General features: G+C 33.0%; 21 protein-coding genes and 1 tRNA gene. 5 read left to right on the forward strand and 17 right to left on the reverse strand.

What is annotated here, in order from left to right; all coding sequences use genetic code 11:
* Window positions 1–75: 75 nt before the first annotated feature.
* Window positions 76–1410, reverse strand: coding sequence for a tRNA (N(6)-L-threonylcarbamoyladenosine(37)-C(2))-methylthiotransferase MtaB (mtaB, locus tag M0M44_RS23655; RefSeq protein ID WP_248727950.1), 1335 nt, complete (start codon window positions 1408–1410; stop codon window positions 76–78).
* 487 nt (window positions 1411–1897) lie between these two features.
* On the opposite strand from mtaB, the gene M0M44_RS23660 reads away from it, so the two are divergent.
* Complete coding sequence (locus tag M0M44_RS23660) at window positions 1898–2422, forward strand: hypothetical protein (protein ID WP_095931853.1); 525 nt, start codon at window positions 1898–1900, stop codon at window positions 2420–2422.
* Window positions 2423–2504: 82 nt separating this feature from the next.
* On the opposite strand, the gene M0M44_RS23665 is transcribed toward M0M44_RS23660, so the two are convergent.
* The 12 genes from M0M44_RS23665 to hisS form a co-directional block, all read right to left on the reverse strand.
* The gene (locus tag M0M44_RS23665; RefSeq protein WP_248727951.1) at window positions 2505–3035 is read right to left on the reverse strand and encodes a GNAT family N-acetyltransferase; all 531 of its coding nucleotides are present in this window, start codon (window positions 3033–3035) and stop codon (window positions 2505–2507) included.
* A 7-nt stretch (window positions 3036–3042) separates the two neighbouring features.
* Window positions 3043–3846, reverse strand: coding sequence for a Cof-type HAD-IIB family hydrolase (locus M0M44_RS23670; protein ID WP_248727952.1), 804 nt, complete (start codon window positions 3844–3846; stop codon window positions 3043–3045).
* Window positions 3847–3923: 77 nt separating this feature from the next.
* Window positions 3924–4142, reverse strand: a complete 219-nt coding sequence (locus M0M44_RS23675) for a putative signal transducing protein (protein ID WP_095931831.1) — start codon at window positions 4140–4142, stop codon at window positions 3924–3926.
* Between the two features lie 14 nt (window positions 4143–4156).
* Window positions 4157–4900, reverse strand: a complete 744-nt coding sequence (locus M0M44_RS23680) for an alpha/beta hydrolase (protein ID WP_248727953.1) — start codon at window positions 4898–4900, stop codon at window positions 4157–4159.
* Window positions 4901–5111: 211 nt separating this feature from the next.
* Window positions 5112–5771, reverse strand: a complete 660-nt coding sequence (locus M0M44_RS23685; RefSeq protein WP_248727954.1) for a DEAD/DEAH box helicase — start codon at window positions 5769–5771, stop codon at window positions 5112–5114.
* Between the two features lie 148 nt (window positions 5772–5919).
* Window positions 5920–7083, reverse strand: coding sequence for a sigma-54-dependent transcriptional regulator (locus M0M44_RS23690; RefSeq protein ID WP_248727955.1), 1164 nt, complete (start codon window positions 7081–7083; stop codon window positions 5920–5922).
* Between the two features lie 104 nt (window positions 7084–7187).
* Entirely contained in the window at window positions 7188–8504 is a 1317-nt protein-coding gene (locus M0M44_RS23695; RefSeq protein WP_248727956.1) for an ABC transporter permease, read from the reverse strand.
* Between the two features lie 77 nt (window positions 8505–8581).
* Window positions 8582–9511, reverse strand: a complete 930-nt coding sequence (locus M0M44_RS23700; RefSeq protein WP_248727957.1) for an ABC transporter ATP-binding protein — start codon at window positions 9509–9511, stop codon at window positions 8582–8584.
* Window positions 9512–9672: 161 nt separating this feature from the next.
* Window positions 9673–10782, reverse strand: coding sequence for a molecular chaperone DnaJ (gene dnaJ / locus M0M44_RS23705; protein WP_095931836.1), 1110 nt, complete (start codon window positions 10780–10782; stop codon window positions 9673–9675).
* A 69-nt stretch (window positions 10783–10851) separates the two neighbouring features.
* Window positions 10852–11430: a nucleotide exchange factor GrpE gene (locus M0M44_RS23710; protein WP_095931837.1), complete on the reverse strand. Its 579-nt coding sequence runs from the start codon at window positions 11428–11430 to the stop codon at window positions 10852–10854.
* Between the two features lie 329 nt (window positions 11431–11759).
* Window positions 11760–11830: transfer RNA gene (locus tag M0M44_RS23715), tRNA-Trp, on the reverse strand.
* A gap of 300 nt (window positions 11831–12130) precedes the next feature.
* Window positions 12131–13558, reverse strand: a complete 1428-nt coding sequence (hisS, locus tag M0M44_RS23720; protein ID WP_248727958.1) for a histidine--tRNA ligase — start codon at window positions 13556–13558, stop codon at window positions 12131–12133.
* Between the two features lie 242 nt (window positions 13559–13800).
* Here hisS and M0M44_RS23725 point away from each other — a divergent pair, with 242 nt between their 5' ends.
* The gene (locus M0M44_RS23725; protein WP_248727959.1) at window positions 13801–15045 is read left to right on the forward strand and encodes an ABC transporter permease; all 1245 of its coding nucleotides are present in this window, start codon (window positions 13801–13803) and stop codon (window positions 15043–15045) included.
* A 20-nt stretch (window positions 15046–15065) separates the two neighbouring features.
* Here the strand turns inward: M0M44_RS23725 and M0M44_RS23730 are convergent, their stop codons facing one another.
* The 3 genes from M0M44_RS23730 to M0M44_RS23740 form a co-directional block, all read right to left on the reverse strand.
* Window positions 15066–15584, reverse strand: a complete 519-nt coding sequence (locus M0M44_RS23730; RefSeq protein WP_248727960.1) for a hypothetical protein — start codon at window positions 15582–15584, stop codon at window positions 15066–15068.
* 22 nt (window positions 15585–15606) lie between these two features.
* Complete coding sequence (gene prmC, locus M0M44_RS23735) at window positions 15607–16473, reverse strand: peptide chain release factor N(5)-glutamine methyltransferase (RefSeq protein WP_248727961.1); 867 nt, start codon at window positions 16471–16473, stop codon at window positions 15607–15609.
* Window positions 16474–16559: 86 nt separating this feature from the next.
* Window positions 16560–17045 (reverse strand): GNAT family N-acetyltransferase, encoded by a 486-nt coding sequence (locus M0M44_RS23740; RefSeq protein WP_248727962.1) that lies wholly within the window; start codon window positions 17043–17045, stop codon window positions 16560–16562.
* A 129-nt stretch (window positions 17046–17174) separates the two neighbouring features.
* On the opposite strand from M0M44_RS23740, the gene ribD reads away from it, so the two are divergent.
* The 3 genes from ribD (at window position 17175) to M0M44_RS23755 (ending at window position 19577) form a co-directional block, all read left to right on the forward strand.
* Window positions 17175–18221, forward strand: a complete 1047-nt coding sequence (gene ribD, locus M0M44_RS23745) for a bifunctional diaminohydroxyphosphoribosylaminopyrimidine deaminase/5-amino-6-(5-phosphoribosylamino)uracil reductase RibD (RefSeq protein ID WP_248727963.1) — start codon at window positions 17175–17177, stop codon at window positions 18219–18221.
* Window positions 18214–18816, forward strand: coding sequence for an HAD family hydrolase (locus M0M44_RS23750; RefSeq protein ID WP_248727964.1), 603 nt, complete (start codon window positions 18214–18216; stop codon window positions 18814–18816). Before ribD ends, M0M44_RS23750 begins: the two co-directional genes overlap by 8 nt.
* A 128-nt stretch (window positions 18817–18944) precedes the next feature.
* On the forward strand, window positions 18945–19577 hold the full coding sequence (locus M0M44_RS23755) for an IMPACT family protein (RefSeq protein WP_248730028.1): 633 nt from the start codon (window positions 18945–18947) through the stop codon (window positions 19575–19577).
* Window positions 19578–19601: 24 nt separating this feature from the next.
* Here the strand turns inward: M0M44_RS23755 and M0M44_RS23760 are convergent, their stop codons facing one another.
* Window positions 19602–20015 carry an acyl-CoA thioesterase gene (locus M0M44_RS23760; protein WP_111378431.1) on the reverse strand — a complete coding sequence of 138 codons (414 nt, stop codon included), beginning with the start codon at window positions 20013–20015 and terminating at the stop codon, window positions 19602–19604.
* Between the last annotated feature and the right edge of the window lie 187 nt (window positions 20016–20202).

A 20202-nucleotide genomic window follows, 5' to 3' on the forward strand; every position in this document is an offset into this window, starting at 1 on the left:
CATAATCGCCAATCTTTGTCGAGCTCCGAGTGTGATTCCTCGTTCCTCGGAATGACAATACTTTGAGTACATTTTTTAGATTTCAGCAAGTTTATTCAAAAACTCCAAACGTACACTTCCGTCTTCGTCTATTTTTGTCAAATTGATTTCTTGCAAAGTATTTACCAATTCTGGATTCCAAGGTGTTTTTACTTTTACGTAGTTTTCTGTAAATCCGTGAATGTATCCTTCTTTGTTTTCGCTTTCAAAAAGAACCGTTCTGTTTGTTCCTAACTGGCTTTCGTAAAAAGCACGACGTTTTTTAACTGATAAACCACGAAGCATTTTACTGCGTTTTGCTCTAACATTTGAAGGAACTACACCTTCCATATCAGCAGCTTCTGTATTATCTCTTTCTGAATACGTAAATACGTGCAGATACGAAATATCCAATTCATTTAAGAAATGATACGTTTCTAAAAAGTGCTCATCTGTTTCTCCAGGAAAACCAACGATAACGTCTACACCAATACAAGCGTGTGGCATTACTTCGCGTATTTTATTCACGCGATCAATATAAACTTCACGCAAATAACGGCGTTTCATTAATTTCAAAATATCATTACTTCCTGATTGCAGCGGAATATGAAAATGCGGTACAAAAGTTCTGCTTTTTGAAACAAATTCGATCGTTTCGTTTTTCAACAAATTCGGTTCGATTGAAGAAATTCTCAAACGCTCAATTCCCTCTACTTTATCTAAAGCCTGAACTAAATCTAGAAAAGTATGTTCGTGTTTTTTGTTTCCGAACTCCCCTTTCCCGTAATCACCAATATTCACACCCGTTAAAACAATCTCACGAATATTTTGAGCCGAAATTTCTTTGGCATTTTTCAATACATTTTCTAAAGCATCACTTCTAGAAATCCCTCTTGCCAACGGAATTGTACAATAGGTACATTTATAGTCGCATCCATCCTGAACTTTCAAAAATGCTCTCGTACGATCTCCAATAGAATAACTTCCAACATAGAAATCTGCTTCAGCAATCTCGCATGAGTGAACTTCGCCCATATCATTTTTGCTCAAATCATGGATATAGTCAGTGATTTTGAATTTTTCTGTTGCGCCCAAGACCAAATCAACACCATCAACGGCTGCTAACTCTTCTGGTTTTAATTGTGCATAACAGCCAACGGCGGCAACAAAGGCTTTTTCATTCAGCTTCATTGCTTTTTTAACCACCTGCTTAAACTGCTTATCTGCATTTTCTGTTACAGAGCAAGTATTGATAACGTAAATATCTGCTATTTCTTCAAAATCGACACGGTCAAAACCTTCGTCGTTAAAATTTCTGGCAATTGTAGAAGTCTCTGAAAAATTCAGTTTACAACCCAGCGTATAAAAGGCAACCTTTTTTCTATTTTCCATAATCTGCTTAAATTAATGAAATCGTTGTCAAAAAATTTAAGGCTGCAAATTTACAAACAATATTCATCAAAAGAAAGCAATTAATGCACTTCGAATCAATAATTTGGCACTCATGGTAATTTAGAAACATTCAAAAGCTATTTTTGTTTATTTTTATTAAAAAAAATGTGAGCCTGATATTCTTGAAATTTTAACATTCTGATAAGAATTAAATGACAAAATGATCGACTAAATGCAAATTTTATCGATTAAATACATTTTTCTCGGGTTTTAAATTCTAAATTTCTTACATTTACCATTGTTATGAATGTAATTCAAAATTAATTTACATTAAAGAATTTTGATAAGCTTTTATTAATTTAATAATAATTCGGGCATAACAATTTTGAATTTTACTCGTTATGTTGTTGTTTTGTGTTACAAAATGAAATGGGAAAGCCGAAAACCAAAGAGAGTAGGCAAAATTAAAATACAAATACCACGCTTTATGAAAGCATTTTTACCCACAATCTGCTTGATGTTCTTAACCGTATTTAGTTCGCAAGCGCAAACTAATGCTCCAGCCGCAAATGCAAATCCATTTCCTACTATTAGCACATTGACGACTTGGGCTAGCTTTAACTCACAACAGCAATTTGATGTTGCTATTCGTGCAGTTGGGTTTAAGTTTGAAGTTAAAGAGCCTGGTGAAGGATCTACAGCTTATACCTACATTCGTAAAGTAACAGTTAACGAAGTAAATTATACAGATAGAATTGTATACAGAATTACAAACAACAATTCTGCAAGCATTATCTCTTTAGTAACCGCTTCTACTGACTTAGTTAGTTTATACACTCCACAATTAGCAAGCTTTAAAAACAACAACTGTAAAACAGAAATGTCTAAAGACAAAAATACGACTTGCAGCTGTTACGAAAGTGCCAATTTTGCAATCGATCTTTGCGACGAGCGTGTGAAGTTAACTATGGGTGACGGGAATAAGTATTTTGTTTCTGTAGCTAAAAAATAATATTCTCAAATATTACTTCTTAAATTAATTCCAAATCTTTACTGACTTTTAAGTATGTAAAGATTTGGAATTCGTTTTTTCTTTAAATTCTGTTTGGATTCTTAAGTTCGTACCAAACTTCTAATTCTTCATTGTATTCAAAAGAATTTACAAAATGAAAGCCTAATTTCTCCAGAATTTTTCTTGAGTTTTCGTTTCCTGCATCTGCGTAAGCATAAAGCACTTCTACTTTCATTTCGTTAAAAGCATGATCAATAAAAGCTCTTCCTGCTTCGGTTGCATAACCTTTTCCCCAATGCTTTTCGATAAAACGATATCCTAACTCATAAAAATTTTTATGATTATTTATCTCGTCTGTAATAAATTTGATTCCAGACCAGCCAATAAATTCGTTATTTTCTTTAAGAACAACAGCCCATCTTCCTGTACCAAGATCTTTGTATTGTTTTTGAACAAATTTGATATACTCGATGCTTTCTTCAATATGCTTTACTGGTCTATTCCCAACGAACAAATGCACATTCGGATTCGAATCCAATTCAAACATTCCTTCTGCATCAGAAAGTTCTAATTCTCTTAAAAGCAAACGCTCTGTTTCAATTGGTTTTTTCATCTTTTATTTAATTTAAAATATACTTTTGCACCACTTCAGCAACACCATCATCATTATTTGAAGCTACTATTAAATCTGCTTTATCACGCAATTCAGGATTCACATTATCTACCCAAACTCCTAAACCTGCATATTCTATCATTGTCAAGTCATTTCCTGCGTTTCCGACAGCTATAATTTCACTTTGATGAATACCTAGCTTTTCTGCCAAAAGTTTCAAACTTGCCGCTTTATCAATGCCTTGCTGTGCAGCTTCTAAGAAAAATGGTTTAGACATCGAAACACTTAAATGCGGCATAGCCTCCATTAAATCTTTTTCCAAAGTTTTTAAATAAGCGGGCTCTTGCAACAAAATACATTTAACTGCTGGTCTGTCTATATAATCTTTAAAGCTTGAAACCTTAAGATGTGCCATTCCTGTGATTTCTTTTTCTACCTCAATAAATTCAGAATCTGTCTCGCTAATGATTTGGTCATCTAAATAGGTAATGATGTGTGCATTCTTTTTTACACTATAATCGTATAACGCATGAATTTGCTCTACAGTTAACTTTTGTTCAAACAAAACTAAATCATCTTTCACACGGCTGATTATTGCACCATTAAACGAAATCATATATGAATCGTTTTTATCTAATTCCAACTCCTTAGCATAAGCTGTCATTGCTGTGGTTGGTCTTCCAGAAGCCAAAACAACATAAACGCCTTTTGCTTGGGCTTGTAATATTACTTTTTTGTTTAAGTCTGATATTCTGTGATCGTCTGTCAACAAGGTGTCATCCATGTCGAGCACTAACATTTTGTATTGCATTTTTTTTAATTTGCAGTCGCAGTTCTTAGTCGCAGTCTCAGTAAATACTGAAAACTGAGACTGAAAACTGAAAACTTTTAAAGACTCATTCTAAATTCTTCTATAACTGGATTTGCTTTTGCAAAATCTGTTTCTTGAATAAAAACTTCAATCGCCAAATCTGTCTGGCCAAAACCTCCTAAACGTGCAGATTGAATATTATCTTTTTTTACTGTTTCTACTCCAGCTTCTTCTAATCTTTCCTGCAAAGCAATTGCTAATACTTCACTTCCAGAAAATACTTTCATTAATCCCATAGCGTTTTATTTTTTTATTCTAATATTCTTTTTAATTGTTTTTGAAAATCTTCATTTTCATTCACTCCAATATGTTCTTGATTTTTAAGCGGATAAAAATAGGCATTTGCTTTTAATAACCTCTTTAGTCTGACTGAATTATCAATTGGAATTAACTGATCTTTAGTTCCATGAAAAATATAAATTGGCCTTTTTATCTTTGGAAGATAAAGATTCGTTTCCAAACTAAATTTCTTCATAAAGTCAGGAAAAAATGGCACTCTAGAGCTAGATAATTCTAGAAAATTATAATACGGCGCTTGAAGAATCAAAGCTTTCGGATTATTCTCTAATGCCAATTTTGCAGCAAAACCAGAACCAATTGAATATCCTGCAATAATAATTTTATCTTCACGATATCTCTCAGTCACTTTCTTATACACAATAGAAATATCTTTACTCAATTGCTCTTCATTCTCTATTTCGCCTTCGCTTTTTCCGAAACTTCTGTAGTCTAAAATAAAGATATCATAGCCTAATGAGGTATATATTTTTGCAATTTTACCCCAAGTTTCAAGTGTTCCAGCATTTCCATGAAGATAAAAAACAAGTCCTTTTGAGTTTTCAGCTTTAAACAATAATCCATTTAAAACAGATCCATCAAAAGAAGAAATATTGATTTCTTCAAATTTTTGCTGATAGTCAAATTTATAGTCTTTAGGCAATTTTGAACGATAGAAAACTAAATCAACCTGATTAAAATAAAAATAGGATATCATCAAAACATAAATAATCAGAAAAAAGCACAACAGTACTATTCCCAAAAATTTAAACGTTTTTAAAATCTCCATATCTAAATTAGTTTTGAGTCGCAGTGTTCATTTTTAGTCTTTACCAAGACTGAAAACTGAGAGTATCAAATAATTAATTAAAAAATCCCACTTTTCAGTTACTGAGACTGAAAATTGGGATTAAAAACTTTATTGTAAATTATTCTTCTTCAATATCTTCTTCGTCTTCATCAAGTTCCTCTCCGTCTTCGTCCATATCAAACAAATAAGGCTCAACCATTATTTTATCTGCCAAAATTTCAATACGTTCTGTCAGAGTTTCAGAAAAGATAATTCGCTGCACTTTGGCGATACTATTAGAAATACGTGTGATTTTTGGATCATGGCGCAATTTCAAAATCGGATCTGCATCATCCAAAATAAACATTTTTAAACGATTTACGTTGTAACCTGCCGTACTAAACATATCATTTAATTTAGTTGGAGTTCCAATTAAAACATCAATTCCCGTAGAAATGTAGTTTTTATCGTAATCCATGTCGCCTTTTTCGTTTACACCATAAATTTCCAAATTGGTGTATTTACCATACTTCTCAAAAAGCTCAACCATTTCCAAAACCTTTGCTTTGTCTTCCACGATAATCAAAGCTCTAGGCGATTCTTCAGTTTTACCAGCCAATTGCTGAATCACATTTAAAACAATCGTTGTTGTTTTTCCGCTTCCTTTTGGAGAAATAATCACACAATCAGCACCGCTTTTTATAGTTGAAAAAGTTTCCAACTGCAAAGCATTAGCTTCCGTTAAACCATTTTCAACTAATCCGTCTTGTAATTTCTCGTTTATTTTTTTTAGTTTCATTTTTTTTGAGCTTTAAGCTTTAAGCTATACGCTGTAAGCAAAAATTATTTTATTTTTCTAGCTTTAAGCTTTAGGCAATACGCCATAGGCAAAAAACTTCGTTATCATAGCTTAAAGCTTACTGCTTATAGCCTACCGCGCGAAGCACCTATTTGCTTGCAAACATTTTTACATCTGATTCTGAGATTTCGTTTCCTCCCAAAATAATCAATCTTTCTACTACATTTCGAAGTTCACGAATATTACCTGTCCAGTCGTATTCTTGCAATAATTTTATGGCTTGCGCCGAAAACGACTTAACTACATTTCCTTGCTCTAAAGCTATTTTTTCTGTAAAATGCGAAATCAAAGCTGGAATATCATCTCGTCTTTCATTCAATGGCGGAACTTTAATTAAAATCACAGCCAAACGATGGTATAAATCTTCGCGGAAACGGCCTTCTGCGATTTCTGTTTTCAGATCTTTATTTGTTGCCGCAACGACACGAACATCTACTTTAATATCTTTATCAGCACCAACTCTGGTAATCATACTTTCTTGCAAAGCACGTAAAACTTTGGCTTGCGCCGAAAGGCTCATATCTCCAATTTCATCTAAGAAAATAGTTCCCTTGTCTGCTGCTTCAAACTTTCCTGCACGATCTTTCACAGCCGATGTAAAAGCACCTTTTACGTGTCCGAACAATTCGCTTTCAATCAATTCGCTTGGAATTGCAGCACAGTTTACTTCAATTAATGGAAAACTAGAACGCTCACTTTTTTCATGTAATTGATGTGCCACTAATTCTTTTCCCGTTCCGTTTGGTCCAGTAATTAAAACTCTAGCTTCTGTTTGCGCCACTTTATCAATCATCACTTTGATATGATTAATCGATTCGCTGTCACCAATCATTTCGTAGTTTTTGCTAACTTTTTTCTTCAGAATTTTATTTTCAACCACTAATTGTTTCTTATCCAAAGCATTACGAACCGTATTCAATAAACGGTTCAAATCTGGTGGTTTTGAAATGTAATCAAAAGCTCCCAAGCGCATGGTCTGAATTGCAGTTTCCATATCACCGTGACCCGAGATCATTACCATCGGAATTTCCGGTTTTATCTTTTTTACTTCTTCTAAAACCTCAACACCGTCCATTTTTGGCATTTTGATATCGCACAAAACCAAATCATAGTCGTTATTTTTTATTTTTTCAAGTCCAGCAACTCCATCTTCAGCTTCATCAACCTGATACGTATCATTTTCTTCTGATAATATTTTTACCAAAACTCTTCTGATCGCTGCTTCGTCTTCGACAATTAGTATTTTACTCATTTTTTTTTAAGGTTCTGAGATTCTAAGACACTAAGTTTCTAAGCTTTTTCTTTGATGGCTAAAAACTTAGCATCTTAGAACCTTAGTATCTTAGCATCTTCAAATTAATATTTTAGCCACTTATACAATTCCTTCCAAGTCGGTTTTTTGCCATACATTAAAATACCTACACGGTAAATTTTGGCAGCGAACCATACAACAAGGAAAAATGTAGCAAACAATAATGATACCGAAATTGCTATTTGCCACCACGGTACGCCAAACGGAATACGCATTAGCATTACAATTGGCGAAGTTAACGGAATCATTGAAAAGATAACCGCAACACTTCCGTGCGGATCGTTTACTACCGTAAAAAATCCGATATAAACACTCAAAATCAGAGGCATTAAAATTGGAAGCAGAAATTGCTGAGAATCGGTTTGATTATCCACTGCTGCTCCAATTGCTGCGTAAAATGAGCTATATAAAAAATATCCTCCAATAAAATAAATCACAAATCCGATTATGATGCTTGCAATTGGCAAATTCCATAATTCAGCAATATACATTTGCGCCGATCCAGCAAATTCATGCTGCGCAGTTTGCATTAATTCTGGCGAAATTCTTGCTGTCGGACCAACATTTACGCCAAAAAATGCCGAAGTTGCAAACATCAATCCTAATCCAATTATGGCCCAAATCATAAATTGTAAAATCCCAGCCAATGACGTTCCTACAATTTTACCAATCATCAACTGAAATGGTTTTACAGATGAAATAATGATTTCGATAATTCTGTTCGTTTTTTCTTCAATTACGCTTCGCATCACCATATTTCCGTAAATGATAATAAACATCATAATCAAGTAGCCAAATGCTCCGCCGATTCCAATTTTAATCTCGTTTAAACCTTTTAAACTTTCTTCTCCAGAAGCTTTAACCAAATGAATATTTACAGCCGATTGTGCTTTCTGAATAGCTATAGTATCCAGTTTCGCTTCTTCTAGATTTAGCTTTGTTATTTTACCCGAAATAATATCCTGAGTATTCTCAATAAAAGAAATACTCGGACTATTATTAGAAATAAATTCAATTTTACTTTCTAAATCTTTTATATTTTTTGTTTTCGGAATAACGATTAATCCGTTGAAATTTTCTTTTGTAATGCTATCTTTTAAAGCCTTTATATCAATTTCAGACAGATTTAAATATTTAAATTCGGCTCCTTTTTTATTTTCTTTTAAAAAATCTGAAACAAAAATTCCAGTTTCGTCATGAATGGCAATTCTTTTTGTTTCTGCTTTCATAGAGCTCAGATAGCCAATAAAAACAGCAATAGCCACAAATAAAAGCGGACTCAAAAATGTCATGACAACAAAAGATTTATTGCGGACTTTAGCAATAAATTCTCTTTTTATAATCAACGAGATGATGCTCATAAATAATTAATTTTCAAATTTTAAATCCCAAATTCCAATATATAAACTTGGAATTTGGAATTTCTATATTGGAATTTTTAAATTTTGTTTTCAGTAACCGTTTGAATAAAAATATCGTTTATACTCGGGATTTTTTCAACGAAATGCGTTACTTGTCCGCGTTGTGTTAAAACATTCAATAATTCGTTTGGACTTGCATTTCCAATCTGAATATTTAATTTCAAATCATCATTTAAAGATTTAAAACTAGCAGGCGAAACTGTGAACTTTTGAGTGATATTGTACATTAAACCTTCAACATTATTCGTCAAAATTCCAACTTCAAAAGTATTCGTTCTAAACTGACGTTTCACATCTGCAACTTTTCCTTCGATCAATTTATTTGATTTGTGAATTAAAGCAATGTTTTCGCAAAGCTCTTCTACACTTTCCATTCTGTGCGTCGAAAAAATAATAGTAGAACCTTGTTCTTTCAATGCCAGAATTTCATCTTTAATTACATTAGCATTTACAGGATCAAATCCGGAAAAAGGCTCATCTAAAATTAGCAATTTTGGCTTATGCAAAACACAAACCACAAACTGAATTTTCTGCGCCATTCCTTTAGAAAGTTCCTGAATTTTCTTGTTCCACCAACCTTGAATTCCTAATCGGTCAAACCAATAATCCAATTGTTTTTTGGCTTCAGCCTTAGAAAGACCTTTCATTTGAGCCAAATACAAACATTGCTCTCCAACTTTCATCGAACTATACAATCCTCTTTCTTCTGGAAGATATCCAATAGTTTGCACATGTTTGGGCTGCAATCTTTCTCCATCCAAAATTACTTCGCCACTATCTGGCAATGTAATTTGGTTTATGATTCTGATAAGGGAAGTTTTTCCGGCTCCATTCGGACCTAAAAGTCCATATATACTGCCTTTTGGCACATTTAATGAAACTTCGTTAAGTGCTACATAATCGCCGTATTTTTTTACGACTTTATGTACTTCAAGTAAGTTACTCATGCTATTTTTAAGGATTTACTGCGTCACTTTGCCTGTTGCGGTTCAGCGACTGTAAAAGTAAATAATTCGAAGCGAAATTGTTGCATATTACGCAAAAAACCCATTCTAATTTATGCTAGAATGGGTTTTTAATTTTTTATAACCTTTAAAAGAAGTCCAGATTATGAGAACATATCTTTTACTTTTTCAAAAAACGATTTCTCTGATTTCTCTGGACTTGGAACAAAATGCTCGTCTGCTAAAGCATTTTCAAAGAATTGTTTTTGCTCTTTATTTAATGTTTTCGGAGTCCAAACGTTTACGTGAACCAATAAATCTCCGCTTCCGTAACCATTTAAACTTGGAATTCCTTTCCCTTTTAATCGTAATATTTTTCCAGACTGAATTCCTTCTTCCAATTTAATACGAACTTTTCCATTGATTGCTTCAATATCTTTAGAAGCTCCTAAAACTGCTTCAGGAAAACTGATATATAAATCGAAATGGATATTTTCTCCTTCACGCTTCAAGAATTCGTGTTCAACTTCTTCAATAGCTACAATTAAATCTCCTGGAATACTGTTTCCTGGAGCATCGTTACCTTTGTTAGCAACTTTTAACTGCATACCATCAACAACTCCCGCAGGAATTTTAATTGATACTGTTTCGTCTTCCTGAACCATTCCTTGAGCATCTGCCTCAGAAGGTTTTTTATCTAAAATCTGACCAGAACCACCACAAGTAGGACAAGTTGATGCAGATTGCATTCTTCCTAAAATGGTATTAGTTACACGCATTACCTGTCCTTGACCGTTACAAGTTGTACAAGTTTTATACGTTACGCCTTTTGCCTGAACTTTACGTTTTACTTTTACTTTTTTCTCAACTCCATTTGCAATTTCTTCTAAAGTTAATTTCACTTTAATTCGAAGGTTACTTCCTTTCGCACGACGAGGGCCCCCGCCTCCGCCTCCGAAACCGCCAAATCCGCCACCAAAAATATCACCAAACTGGCTGAAAATGTCATCCATATTCATACCGCCGTGACCACCGCCAAATCCGCCTGAGCCATCAAATGCTTGATGACCATATTGATCGTATTTCGCTTTTTTCTGTGGATCACTTAAAACTTCATAAGCTTCTGCCGCCAATTTGAAGTTTTCTTCTGCCTCTTTGTCGCCTGGATTTTTATCAGGGTGGTATTTTAAAGCACTTTTTCTGTATGCTTTTTTAATTTCGGCAGCATCAGCATTTTTTGAAATGCCTAGTATTTCGTAAAAATCTTTTTTCATAATTAGATTAAGTTCCAAATCTTAAAAATTCCAAAGTCCAAAAATGCATTTGAAATTTTTATTGCATTTTTAGTTTCCTACAACAACTTTAGGGTAACGAATAATTTTGTCTCCTAATTTGTATCCTTTTTCAATAACATCAACAATTTTCCCTTTTAATTTATCAGACGGTGCTGGAATTTGGGTAATTGCCTCAGCAATATCAGCATTGAAAGCATCTCCTGCTTGAATTTCAACTTGCTCTAAACCTTTAGAAACTAAAGTACTTTTCAGTTTTTCGTGAATCAACTCAACACCTTTTTTCAAATTCTCATCCTCTGACTTATTGATCTCTACTGTCGCTCTGTCAAAATCATCTAAAACCGGAAGCATAGCCAATAAAACCTCTTGATTTGCTGTTTTAAATAAATCAAGACGCTCTTTTGAAGTTCTTTTTTTGTAATTTTCAAATTCAGCAAATAATCTTAAAAACTTATCTTTTTCATGAGCCAAGTCTTTAGCTAATTGCTCCTCAACACTTAATTCTTCAACAATTAACTGTTCTCCGTTGGCATTGTTCTCTAACGTTACATCGTCTAATTCCTGATCGAATTCTGTATTTTCCGTAGTCATATTACTTTTATTTTTAAAAATATTTTTAAACTTCATTTTTATTTCTTTCTGTTGGATTGCAAAAGTACTGCCAAATCTTATAAAATGTCAAATTGTCACTTTATTAATTATGAGACATTTAAAAAACGTATTTGCACAGAAAAAATTTATTATAATTTTAAGACTATTACGTTTTAGTTTATGTTATCTTTGAAGCCAATAAACATAAATTTTTACCACCAAAAATTGAATTTAAGGGTTGGCTTCGGCCTCTAAATAATTATTAATTCAAGTTTACCTTATATTAAAAAAAGCTTCGCCTATAGAGACGAAGCTTTTTTTTATGTTTGAGCTTTACATGACAAAGTTGTCATTTACTATTTTTGCACGGGCGGAGGGATTCGAACCCCCATCAACGGTTTTGGAGACCGCTATTCTACCCTTGAACTACGCCCGTAACTCTAAGAGGTCGCAAATTAAAAGCTTTTTTTCTTCTCCACCAACTTATTTTTCGTGGATTTCAGTCGATTTACGCCAAGTCTCTCTGTGTCTTCAACTTAAAAAATTAAATTAATCTGCTCAAATCTGTAAATTTTGTAAGAAATCAGAAAAATCTAATTTAACCTGTGACAAACTTTGACTTCCCACGGTTGAAACCGTGGGCTATGTTTTATGATATTTGCGTAAAGCTTTGCGAACCTTGTTTTTATATGAAATCTGCCATATCAAAAGACATTGCGCTCTTTGCGGTTAAACCTTAAGCCAGCAAAGCATTTTTCAATCCGTCGAAATCAACAGAAACCTGCTCTCCTGTCACTAAATTTTTAAGCGTATAAGAATTTGAAGTAATTTCTTGATCTCCAACCAATACTGCAAACGGAATTAAACGTTTGTCTGCATATTGAAATTGTTTTCCAACTTTTACACTATCAGGATACAATTCCACTTTTATATTTTCTTTTCTCAATTTCTGAATTGCCTGCGAAGCATAAAGCGCTTCTTTGTCTCCAAAATTCAAAAACAATGCTTTTGAGGTAGCCGCGACAGTGTCAGGGAATAACTGCAATTCTTCTAAAACTAGATAAATTCTATCCAAACCAAAAGAGATTCCAACACCGCTCATATTTTTCAAACCAAAAATACCCGTCAAATCGTCGTATCTTCCGCCACCTCCAATAGACCCCATGGCAACGGTTTTTGGAGCTGCAACTTCAAAAATAGCTCCTGTATAATAATTTAAACCACGAGCTAATGTCACATCCAAATCTAAAATAGCAGTAGAGAGTCCTAATTCAGCGACATTATCACATATAAATTTAAGCTCTTCAACACCTTTCATACCTTCCTCAGAAGATGACAATAATTCTGAAAGCTGTGCAATTTTGTCTGCAAAAGTTCCTGAGAAACTAAAAAGTGGCTGTACTTTTACTAAAGCATCCTCAGAAATTCCTTTTTCTATCATTTCTTTCTTTACGCCATCTTCTCCAATTTTATCCAATTTATCAAGAGCAACCGTAAAATCGATTAATTTATCTGAAGCGCCAATTACCTCAGCAATTCCAGATAAAATTTTTCGGTTATTGATTTTAATTGTAACGCCTTCTAAACCTAAAGAAGTAAAAACAGTATCGTATAATTGAACTAATTCAACTTCCTGCCAAAGTGATTTTGAACCTACAACATCGGCGTCACATTGAAAAAATTCTCTAAAACGCCCTTTTTGCGGATTATCTGCTCTCCAAACTGGCTGGATTTGGTATCTTTTAAATGGAAATTCAATTTCACTTTGGTGTTGCACCACATATCTTGCAAACGGAACGGTCAAATCATAACGTAAGGCTTTCTCAGAAATTTTTCCTGTGAATTTATTCAATTCAATTCTTTGTTCTAAAGTAATTTTCTCAGCAGAATTTAATTGTAATTCTTCAATTGATTCTGGCAATTCAATTTTACTTTTATTGTAGAAAAAGTTACCAGAATTTAAGATTTTAAAAATCAGACGATCTCCTTCTTCTCCGTATTTCCCCATTAGAGTGTCTGAGTTTTCAAACGAAGGCGTTTCGATTGGCTGAAATCCAAATTTCTCGAAATTAGCTTTTATAGTCTGAATAATATATTGACGTTTTGACACCTTTGCTGGTGAAAAATCTCTTGTTCCTTTTGGTATACTTGGTTTTGAAGCCATCTTTTCTATTTTAGATTGTTGATTTTAGATTGTTGATTTTAGATTTTAGATTGTTCCAATCTTTATCTAAAAATCTTATAACATTAATTAATTTCTAGATTTTTTTAATTCTTAGTTCTTTAGACTTTCGACTTTAAAACTTTGAACTTATTAAGTCTGCAAATATCTTACTTTTTAAAATAAATAATAACACTTCGAAAACAAACTTGTAACAAAAACCGTATTTTCGTGACAAATTGGTCATGATGCTAAAATTATTTAAAGAAAATATCCGAATTGCTTTTGGTTCTATCAAAACGCAAATTCTGCGTACTATTCTTACCATCTTAATTATTGCTATCGGGATTACGGCTTTGGTCGGAATCTTGACAGTTGTTACAGCTCTTGAAAATACTGTTTCTACCAATTTTGCTTCTATGGGAGCTAACACTTTTAATATCAATCAATACGAAAACAATCTTAAAAATCGTGGTGGAAAGGAACGCGAAATCATAAATCCAATTATTTCTTATCATGAAGCAGTTGCTTTTAAGAACAAATACAAATATCCTTTTACAGAAACTTCACTTTCTTTTACAGCCACTTCTAAGGCCGAAGTAAAATATATAGACACTAAAACTGATCCTGAAATTACAGTTGTTGGAGTTGACGAACATTTCATTTCAAACTCTGGTTTGGAAACCACTCTAGGTCGTTCATTTAATCAATTCGATATTGAAAACAATACTTACTCTTGTGTTGTAGGTTCCGATTTTGAAAAAGGTTTATTAAAAGACACCAATCCTATTGATAAAATAATTTCGATTCGCGGTGCACGATTTAAAGTCATTGGTGTATTAAAAGAAAAAGGTTCCACTTTTGGAAACAGTCAGGATTTAAGAATTTTAATTCCAATTCAGGTGGCGAGATCTTTATTCACAGCACCAAATATTAATTATACCATTAGTGTGATGGTTTCTAAAAAAGAAGTTCTGGATCAAGCTATTGACAATGCTACTAGTATAATGCGAAGAGTTCGTAAATTAAGTCCAGTGCGCGACAATAATTTTGGAATTGGCCGAAGCGATGATTTAATAAATCGAATATTAGGAATTACACAATATCTAGATTGGGCTTCAGCTATTATTAGCATTATCACTATTTTAGGATCATCTATTGCTTTAATGAATATCATGATTGTTTCAGTTACAGAACGCACACGAGAAATAGGTGTTCGTAAAGCTTTAGGAGCAAAAAGATCAACCGTTGCTTTTCAATTTTTTATTGAAACACTATTAATTGGGCAAATTGGAGGTCTTGTTGGGATTGTTTTAGGTATGCTTATGGGATATGGAATAGCAACCGCTATGAATTTTTCATTTGTTGTTCCTTGGTTTGCAATTCTTATCGCTTTTGGAACAAGTTTTATGGTGGCGTTGGTTTCTGGCTTATATCCTGCCATTAAAGCATCAAAATTAGATCCTATTGAAGCTTTGCGATACGAATAATTTCAGTCGCAACTTGCAGTCTAATAATTACTTTTATCTTTAAAACGACCCTTTCTAATATTTTCTAAAATAATTGGAAAATCCTTTTTAGGACATAATCCTACTTGAAAACAACCAACTGGTGCTTTGGGACGATACTCATTTTCTTCATAAAGCTTATGAAGTATTTCAGGTATCTGACTCTCAAACTTTATAGCAATAATATGATTATTCCCTATCGAAGTGCTTTCTGCTGGAACCCATCCATTCACCAAAGAATGAACAAGTTTAAATTCCTCATAAACAAATTCCTCTGGATTACGAAAATTAAAAATACATCCTAAATCTTCACCTAAAGACCAAGAAGTATACGGTCGAAAAGTCCCTAATAGAATTTCATTTTCAGCTTGAGACCAATTTATAAAATCATGATAGAAATCTGTTTTAACTTTATTTTCAAAACGTTTTTCTACAAGCTCTTTAACAGATTTTATTCCGTATAACGAAAAATAACCATCAATTACAATATAGTTTTCTTTAGCGCCAGCTTGATTTTCCATAAAATTTTAAGCAAGTTATTAATTATAAGCCTTTCAAAATCTTACCAGAAATCATTCTATCATTATCATAAATATCCTTACGCAATTCGATATTTTTATAATCCATATTTTCGAGTAACTCAATCATTTCTTTTCCAAGATATTGATTGATTTCAAAATATAATTTTCCTTTTTCCAAAAGGGCTTTTTTTGCCAATGAGGCAATTTTTCTATAAAAGATCAAAGCATCATTATCTTCAACAAAAAGAGCTAAATGCGGCTCATAATCCAAAACATTTTTCTTGATTTCTATTTTTTCAAGATTTCGTACATACGGCGGATTAGAAACAATAATATCAAACTGGCATCTTAATTCTTCTTCTTTTAAAATATCCAACAATACAAAAGTCACTTCGACATTATTTCTTATAGCGTTTCTTTTGGCTGTTTCAATTGCTTTTTTAGAAACATCAATGGCAACAACTTCTGCATGTGGAAGATTATTGGCTAACGAAATCGCAATACAGCCAGTTCCTGTTCCAATATCGAGAATTCTTAATTTTTTATTTTTATCTCGACCGGCATTTTCGTTGATAATCCATTCGACTAATTCTTCTGTTTCAGGCCTCGGAATCAAAACATTTTCATTTACTTCAAAATCCAAACCGTAAAAGTTTGTTTTTCCAAGCAAATACTGGATCGGAACTTCTTTTTTAAGCTGTTTCAGCAATTCATCCCATATCACAAAATCATTCTCATCAAATACCAACTCATGATTTAAAGCTAAATCAATCTGGCGAAGTTGGTGCTTATCTTCTAGAATCAAATAAAAAAAACTCTCTGCTTCGTACGCATCGTAAAAAGGAGCTAATTCTTTAATAAACTGAGTACGATATTGTTTAATTTTCATTTTTATTTTTTGGGCATTTACATCAGTCCAAAACTGATATTTTATCTTTCAATAAGTCTTGGTACTTCAAATTTGTTACATTAAAATCACAAAGCTTTCAGCATCCATACTGGACAAGAATTGTGCCCAGTACATCCCATTGGCGCATCTAAATATTCGAAACCCGATTTTTTATACAACTTTTGCGCTGCATGCATAAATGGCATGGTTTCAATGTAACATTTTTTGAAACCAAAAACTCTTGCCTGCTCCAGACATTTGTCCATCATTTTGGCTCCAATCCCCAATCCTCTTGTTTTTGGAAGGAAATACATTTTCTGCAATTCGCAAATTTCAGGATCTCCGTTTTCTAAAGGTGCGACTCCAGCACAGCCTACAATTTCTCCATCATTTTCAACAACAAAATAGGCCGATTTCGTTTTACTGTATTCCTCAAACATCAAATCCAAGTAAGGATCTTCATATGCTGTTCCTACTTTTGGAATTTCCATTTCATCAAAAACAGATCTTATCAAACTTGCAACCGCCTGATTGTCTTCTTTTTTAATTGTCCTTATAAACCAATTTACCATTTTTTATTCTAAATCATTATGAATACAAAGGTAAATATACTTTTTTGATACCATTATAACTATCTAGATTGTTTCACAACTTAATCTTTTCGAGTTAGTGATAATCTTAAAATTAACTACTTTTGCACTGTGAATATACATGAAAAACACATAAAACGCTGCATCGAACTAGCACAAAATGGACTTGGGACAACATATCCGAATCCTATGGTTGGCAGTGTGATTGTTTATGAAGATAAGATTATTGGCGAAGGTTGGCATAAAAAAGCAGGCGAACCTCACGCAGAGGTAAATGCAGTCAAATCTGTAAAAGATAAATCGCTGTTGAAAAAAGCTACAATTTATGTAAGCTTAGAACCTTGCAGTCATTTTGGAAAAACTCCTCCTTGTTGTGATTTGATTATTGCAAATGAAATTCCAAATGTTGTTGTCGGCACAATTGATCCTAACGAAAAAGTAGCCGGAAGGGGTATTTTAAAATTAATTGAAGCTGGAGCGAATGTTACTGTAGGAGTTTTAGAAGAAGAATGCAACGAACTCAATAAACGCTTTTTTACTTTCCATCAAAAAAAGAGACCGTATATTATTTTAAAATGGGCAGAAAGTCAGGACAGCTTTTTAGCTCCAGAAAAAGAAATCGATCAGGCGCGCAAGCCAATTTGGATTACCAATCAATATTCAAGACAATTGGTTCACAAATGGCGAACTGAAGAGCAGGCGATTTTGGTTGGAACACAGACTGTTGTTGATGACAATCCAAAATTAAATGCTCGAGATTGGAACGGTAACAATCCCGTTCGAGTTGTTATTGATCAAAATAATAGAATTGATGAAAACAGTTTTATTTTTGATGACTCTGTAAAAACTTTTATTTTTTCTAAAGATTCAAAACCATCAAAATACAACACTCAATTTGAAGAACTTGATTTTAATAAAAGTATTATCCCTCAGATTTTGGATGTTTTATATCAAAATCAAATTCAATCTATAATAATTGAAGGCGGAAGACAAGCGCTCCAATCTTTTATTGATGAAAACCTATGGGATGAAGCTAGAATTTTTGTTGGAAAAACGAATTTTCTAAAAGGAACAAGAGCTCCAATTATTACAAGAAAAAACACCACAAAGACTAATATATTAAGTGACGAACTAATACAAATTAGAAATCATGATTAATGCGATAATTTTTGACTTTGGAGATATTTTTATCAATTTAGATAAACCTGCCACAATTTCTGGTTTGCAAAAACTAGGAATGAAAGAATGGAATACTGAATTGGATCAATTAAATCTTTCTTTTGAAGCTGGAGCTATTTCATCAGAAGATTTTATTGGAGGTTTTCAAAAACAATTACCAAATGCTTCTAAAGAAGATATTTTGAAAGCTTGGAATGCAGTATTGGCAGATTTCCCTTTTTATCGTCTAGAGTTTCTTCAGGGATTATCAAAAAAATACCGCTTGTTCTTGTTGAGTAATACCGATTCTATTCACATTAATACATTTGAAGAAAAAAGCGGAATTTCTTTTTACAAAGATTTTTACGCTTGTTTCGAAAAAGTATATTTTTCGTTTGATATAGGAATGAGAAAACCAGATCCGAAAATCTATCAATTTGTATTGGAGCAAAATAATCTAGTTGCAGAAAACACTTTGTTTGTTGATGATAAAACAGAAAACACAGACAGTGCCGCAGCTTTAGGAATTAAAGTTTGGAATCTTCAAGTTGGAAAAGAAGATGTTGTAGATTTATTCGACAAAGAATTATTATAAAGCATTTTAATTCTTTTAAAAAATATTCAGCCACAGATTAAAGGATTTTCACAGATTTATTATGTGAGCAAAAGAAAAATCCTTTTTAATTCTTTTAATCTGTGGCTAAAAAATATAAACCTTTACAATTGGAAATTAACGATACTTATCAAACTATTGCATCTGCATCTGAAGAAATACTGTTTAAAGAAAAAGGCAGTAAATTCTTTGGTTATGCCTTTCCGATCGATCATGAAGATGAAGTAAAACCAATTATAGAGGAGCTTAAAAAGCAGCATCCGCACGCAGTACATTATTGCTACGCTTACCAAATTGGTGTTGGAAATAAAATCTCGTATCGTGCCAACGACGATGGAGAACCAAGCAATACAGCTGGAGCCCCAATTTACGGCCAAATACAATCTTTTGGCTTAACGAACGTTCTAGTTGTAGTCGTTCGTATTTTTGGTGGAGTAAAATTAGGCGTTGGCGGTTTAATTTCGGCATATCGAACAACTGCACAACAGACTTTGGAAGTTTGTGAAATTATTGAAAAGACAATTGATGTCCAATTTTTAATTTCATTTGATTACAAAAACATGAATAAAGTAATGCGAGTTATCAAAGAAAAGAAATTAGAAATCACTTCTCAGGAAATGGAAATGGATGAAATTTCTGGACTGCCAATTGGTAAAATTGTGACAAAAACGCGAAAAAAAAATACCGAAACAGTGTTCAGCATTTTTGATTTAATGTTCGAAATTGATATTAAAATTGTGTAATTTAACAGCAAAATGAAGGCTGTTTTAACACTTTTCATCAAGTGTTTTAAATATGTCCAAAATATATTCTGGAGGAGCAGTTGGACGCCCCGTTTTTAACGCTACAAATACTAAAATAAATGTCGCAGTTGTTAATAACTCATTTGCCTCATTGTAAATTGCGCAGTCAAATTCGATCTTCACAGAAGAGTGACTTTTGAAAGTCGTGTGAATTGTCAAAAGTTCGTCGTATCTCGCCGATTTTTTGTAATTGATGTTCATGTTCACAATTGGAAGACCAATACCGCTTTCTTCCATGCTTTTATACGAAACCCCTTTATTTCTAAGCCATTCCACGCGTCCAATTTCAAAATAAGGAACATAATTGCCGTGATAAACGACTCCCATTTGGTCAGTTTCTGAGTAACGAACTCGTACTTGAGTCTGATGATTTTTCATTTATAAAATATTAAAAAAATTCGAATTTAAAAAGCCGCATTACAACTTTTTTTTATAAAATTAGATACCAAAATATTTTTTTTTACAGAAATTTGTTCACATATTTGTTATCCCGAAATACGGAATAAAATTGCTCCTCTTTTATTAGGAGAATCTTTATAACAATAATAAAAATTTATCTGAATCT

This window comes from Flavobacterium humidisoli, assembly GCF_023272795.1.
Lineage (GTDB): Bacteria > Bacteroidota > Bacteroidia > Flavobacteriales > Flavobacteriaceae > Flavobacterium > Flavobacterium humidisoli.

Excerpts from the sequence above, each read along its gene's own strand:
- mtaB (WP_248727950.1), bottom strand. The coding sequence starts at position 1,410 with ATGGAAAATAGAAAAAAGGTTGCCTTTTATACGCTGGGTTGTAAACTG.
- M0M44_RS23660 (WP_095931853.1), top strand. The coding sequence starts at position 1,898 with ATGAAAGCATTTTTACCCACAATCTGCTTGATGTTCTTAACCGTATTT.
- M0M44_RS23665 (WP_248727951.1), bottom strand. The coding sequence starts at position 3,035 with ATGAAAAAACCAATTGAAACAGAGCGTTTGCTTTTAAGAGAATTAGAA.
- M0M44_RS23670 (WP_248727952.1), bottom strand. The coding sequence starts at position 3,846 with ATGCAATACAAAATGTTAGTGCTCGACATGGATGACACCTTGTTGACA.
- M0M44_RS23675 (WP_095931831.1), bottom strand. The coding sequence starts at position 4,142 with ATGGGATTAATGAAAGTATTTTCTGGAAGTGAAGTATTAGCAATTGCT.
- M0M44_RS23680 (WP_248727953.1), bottom strand. The coding sequence starts at position 4,900 with ATGATATCCTATTTTTATTTTAATCAGGTTGATTTAGTTTTCTATCGT.
- M0M44_RS23685 (WP_248727954.1), bottom strand. The coding sequence starts at position 5,771 with ATGAAACTAAAAAAAATAAACGAGAAATTACAAGACGGATTAGTTGAA.
- M0M44_RS23690 (WP_248727955.1), bottom strand. The coding sequence starts at position 7,083 with ATGAGTAAAATACTAATTGTCGAAGACGAAGCAGCGATCAGAAGAGTT.
- M0M44_RS23695 (WP_248727956.1), bottom strand. The coding sequence starts at position 8,504 with ATGAGCATCATCTCGTTGATTATAAAAAGAGAATTTATTGCTAAAGTC.
- M0M44_RS23700 (WP_248727957.1), bottom strand. The coding sequence starts at position 9,511 with ATGAGTAACTTACTTGAAGTACATAAAGTCGTAAAAAAATACGGCGAT.
- dnaJ (WP_095931836.1), bottom strand. The coding sequence starts at position 10,782 with ATGAAAAAAGATTTTTACGAAATACTAGGCATTTCAAAAAATGCTGAT.
- M0M44_RS23710 (WP_095931837.1), bottom strand. The coding sequence starts at position 11,430 with ATGAAGTTTAAAAATATTTTTAAAAATAAAAGTAATATGACTACGGAA.
- hisS (WP_248727958.1), bottom strand. The coding sequence starts at position 13,558 with ATGGCTTCAAAACCAAGTATACCAAAAGGAACAAGAGATTTTTCACCA.
- M0M44_RS23725 (WP_248727959.1), top strand. The coding sequence starts at position 13,801 with ATGATGCTAAAATTATTTAAAGAAAATATCCGAATTGCTTTTGGTTCT.
- M0M44_RS23730 (WP_248727960.1), bottom strand. The coding sequence starts at position 15,584 with ATGGAAAATCAAGCTGGCGCTAAAGAAAACTATATTGTAATTGATGGT.
- prmC (WP_248727961.1), bottom strand. The coding sequence starts at position 16,473 with ATGAAAATTAAACAATATCGTACTCAGTTTATTAAAGAATTAGCTCCT.
- M0M44_RS23740 (WP_248727962.1), bottom strand. The coding sequence starts at position 17,045 with ATGGTAAATTGGTTTATAAGGACAATTAAAAAAGAAGACAATCAGGCG.
- M0M44_RS23750 (WP_248727964.1), top strand. The coding sequence starts at position 18,214 with ATGATTAATGCGATAATTTTTGACTTTGGAGATATTTTTATCAATTTA.
- M0M44_RS23760 (WP_111378431.1), bottom strand. The coding sequence starts at position 20,015 with ATGAAAAATCATCAGACTCAAGTACGAGTTCGTTACTCAGAAACTGAC.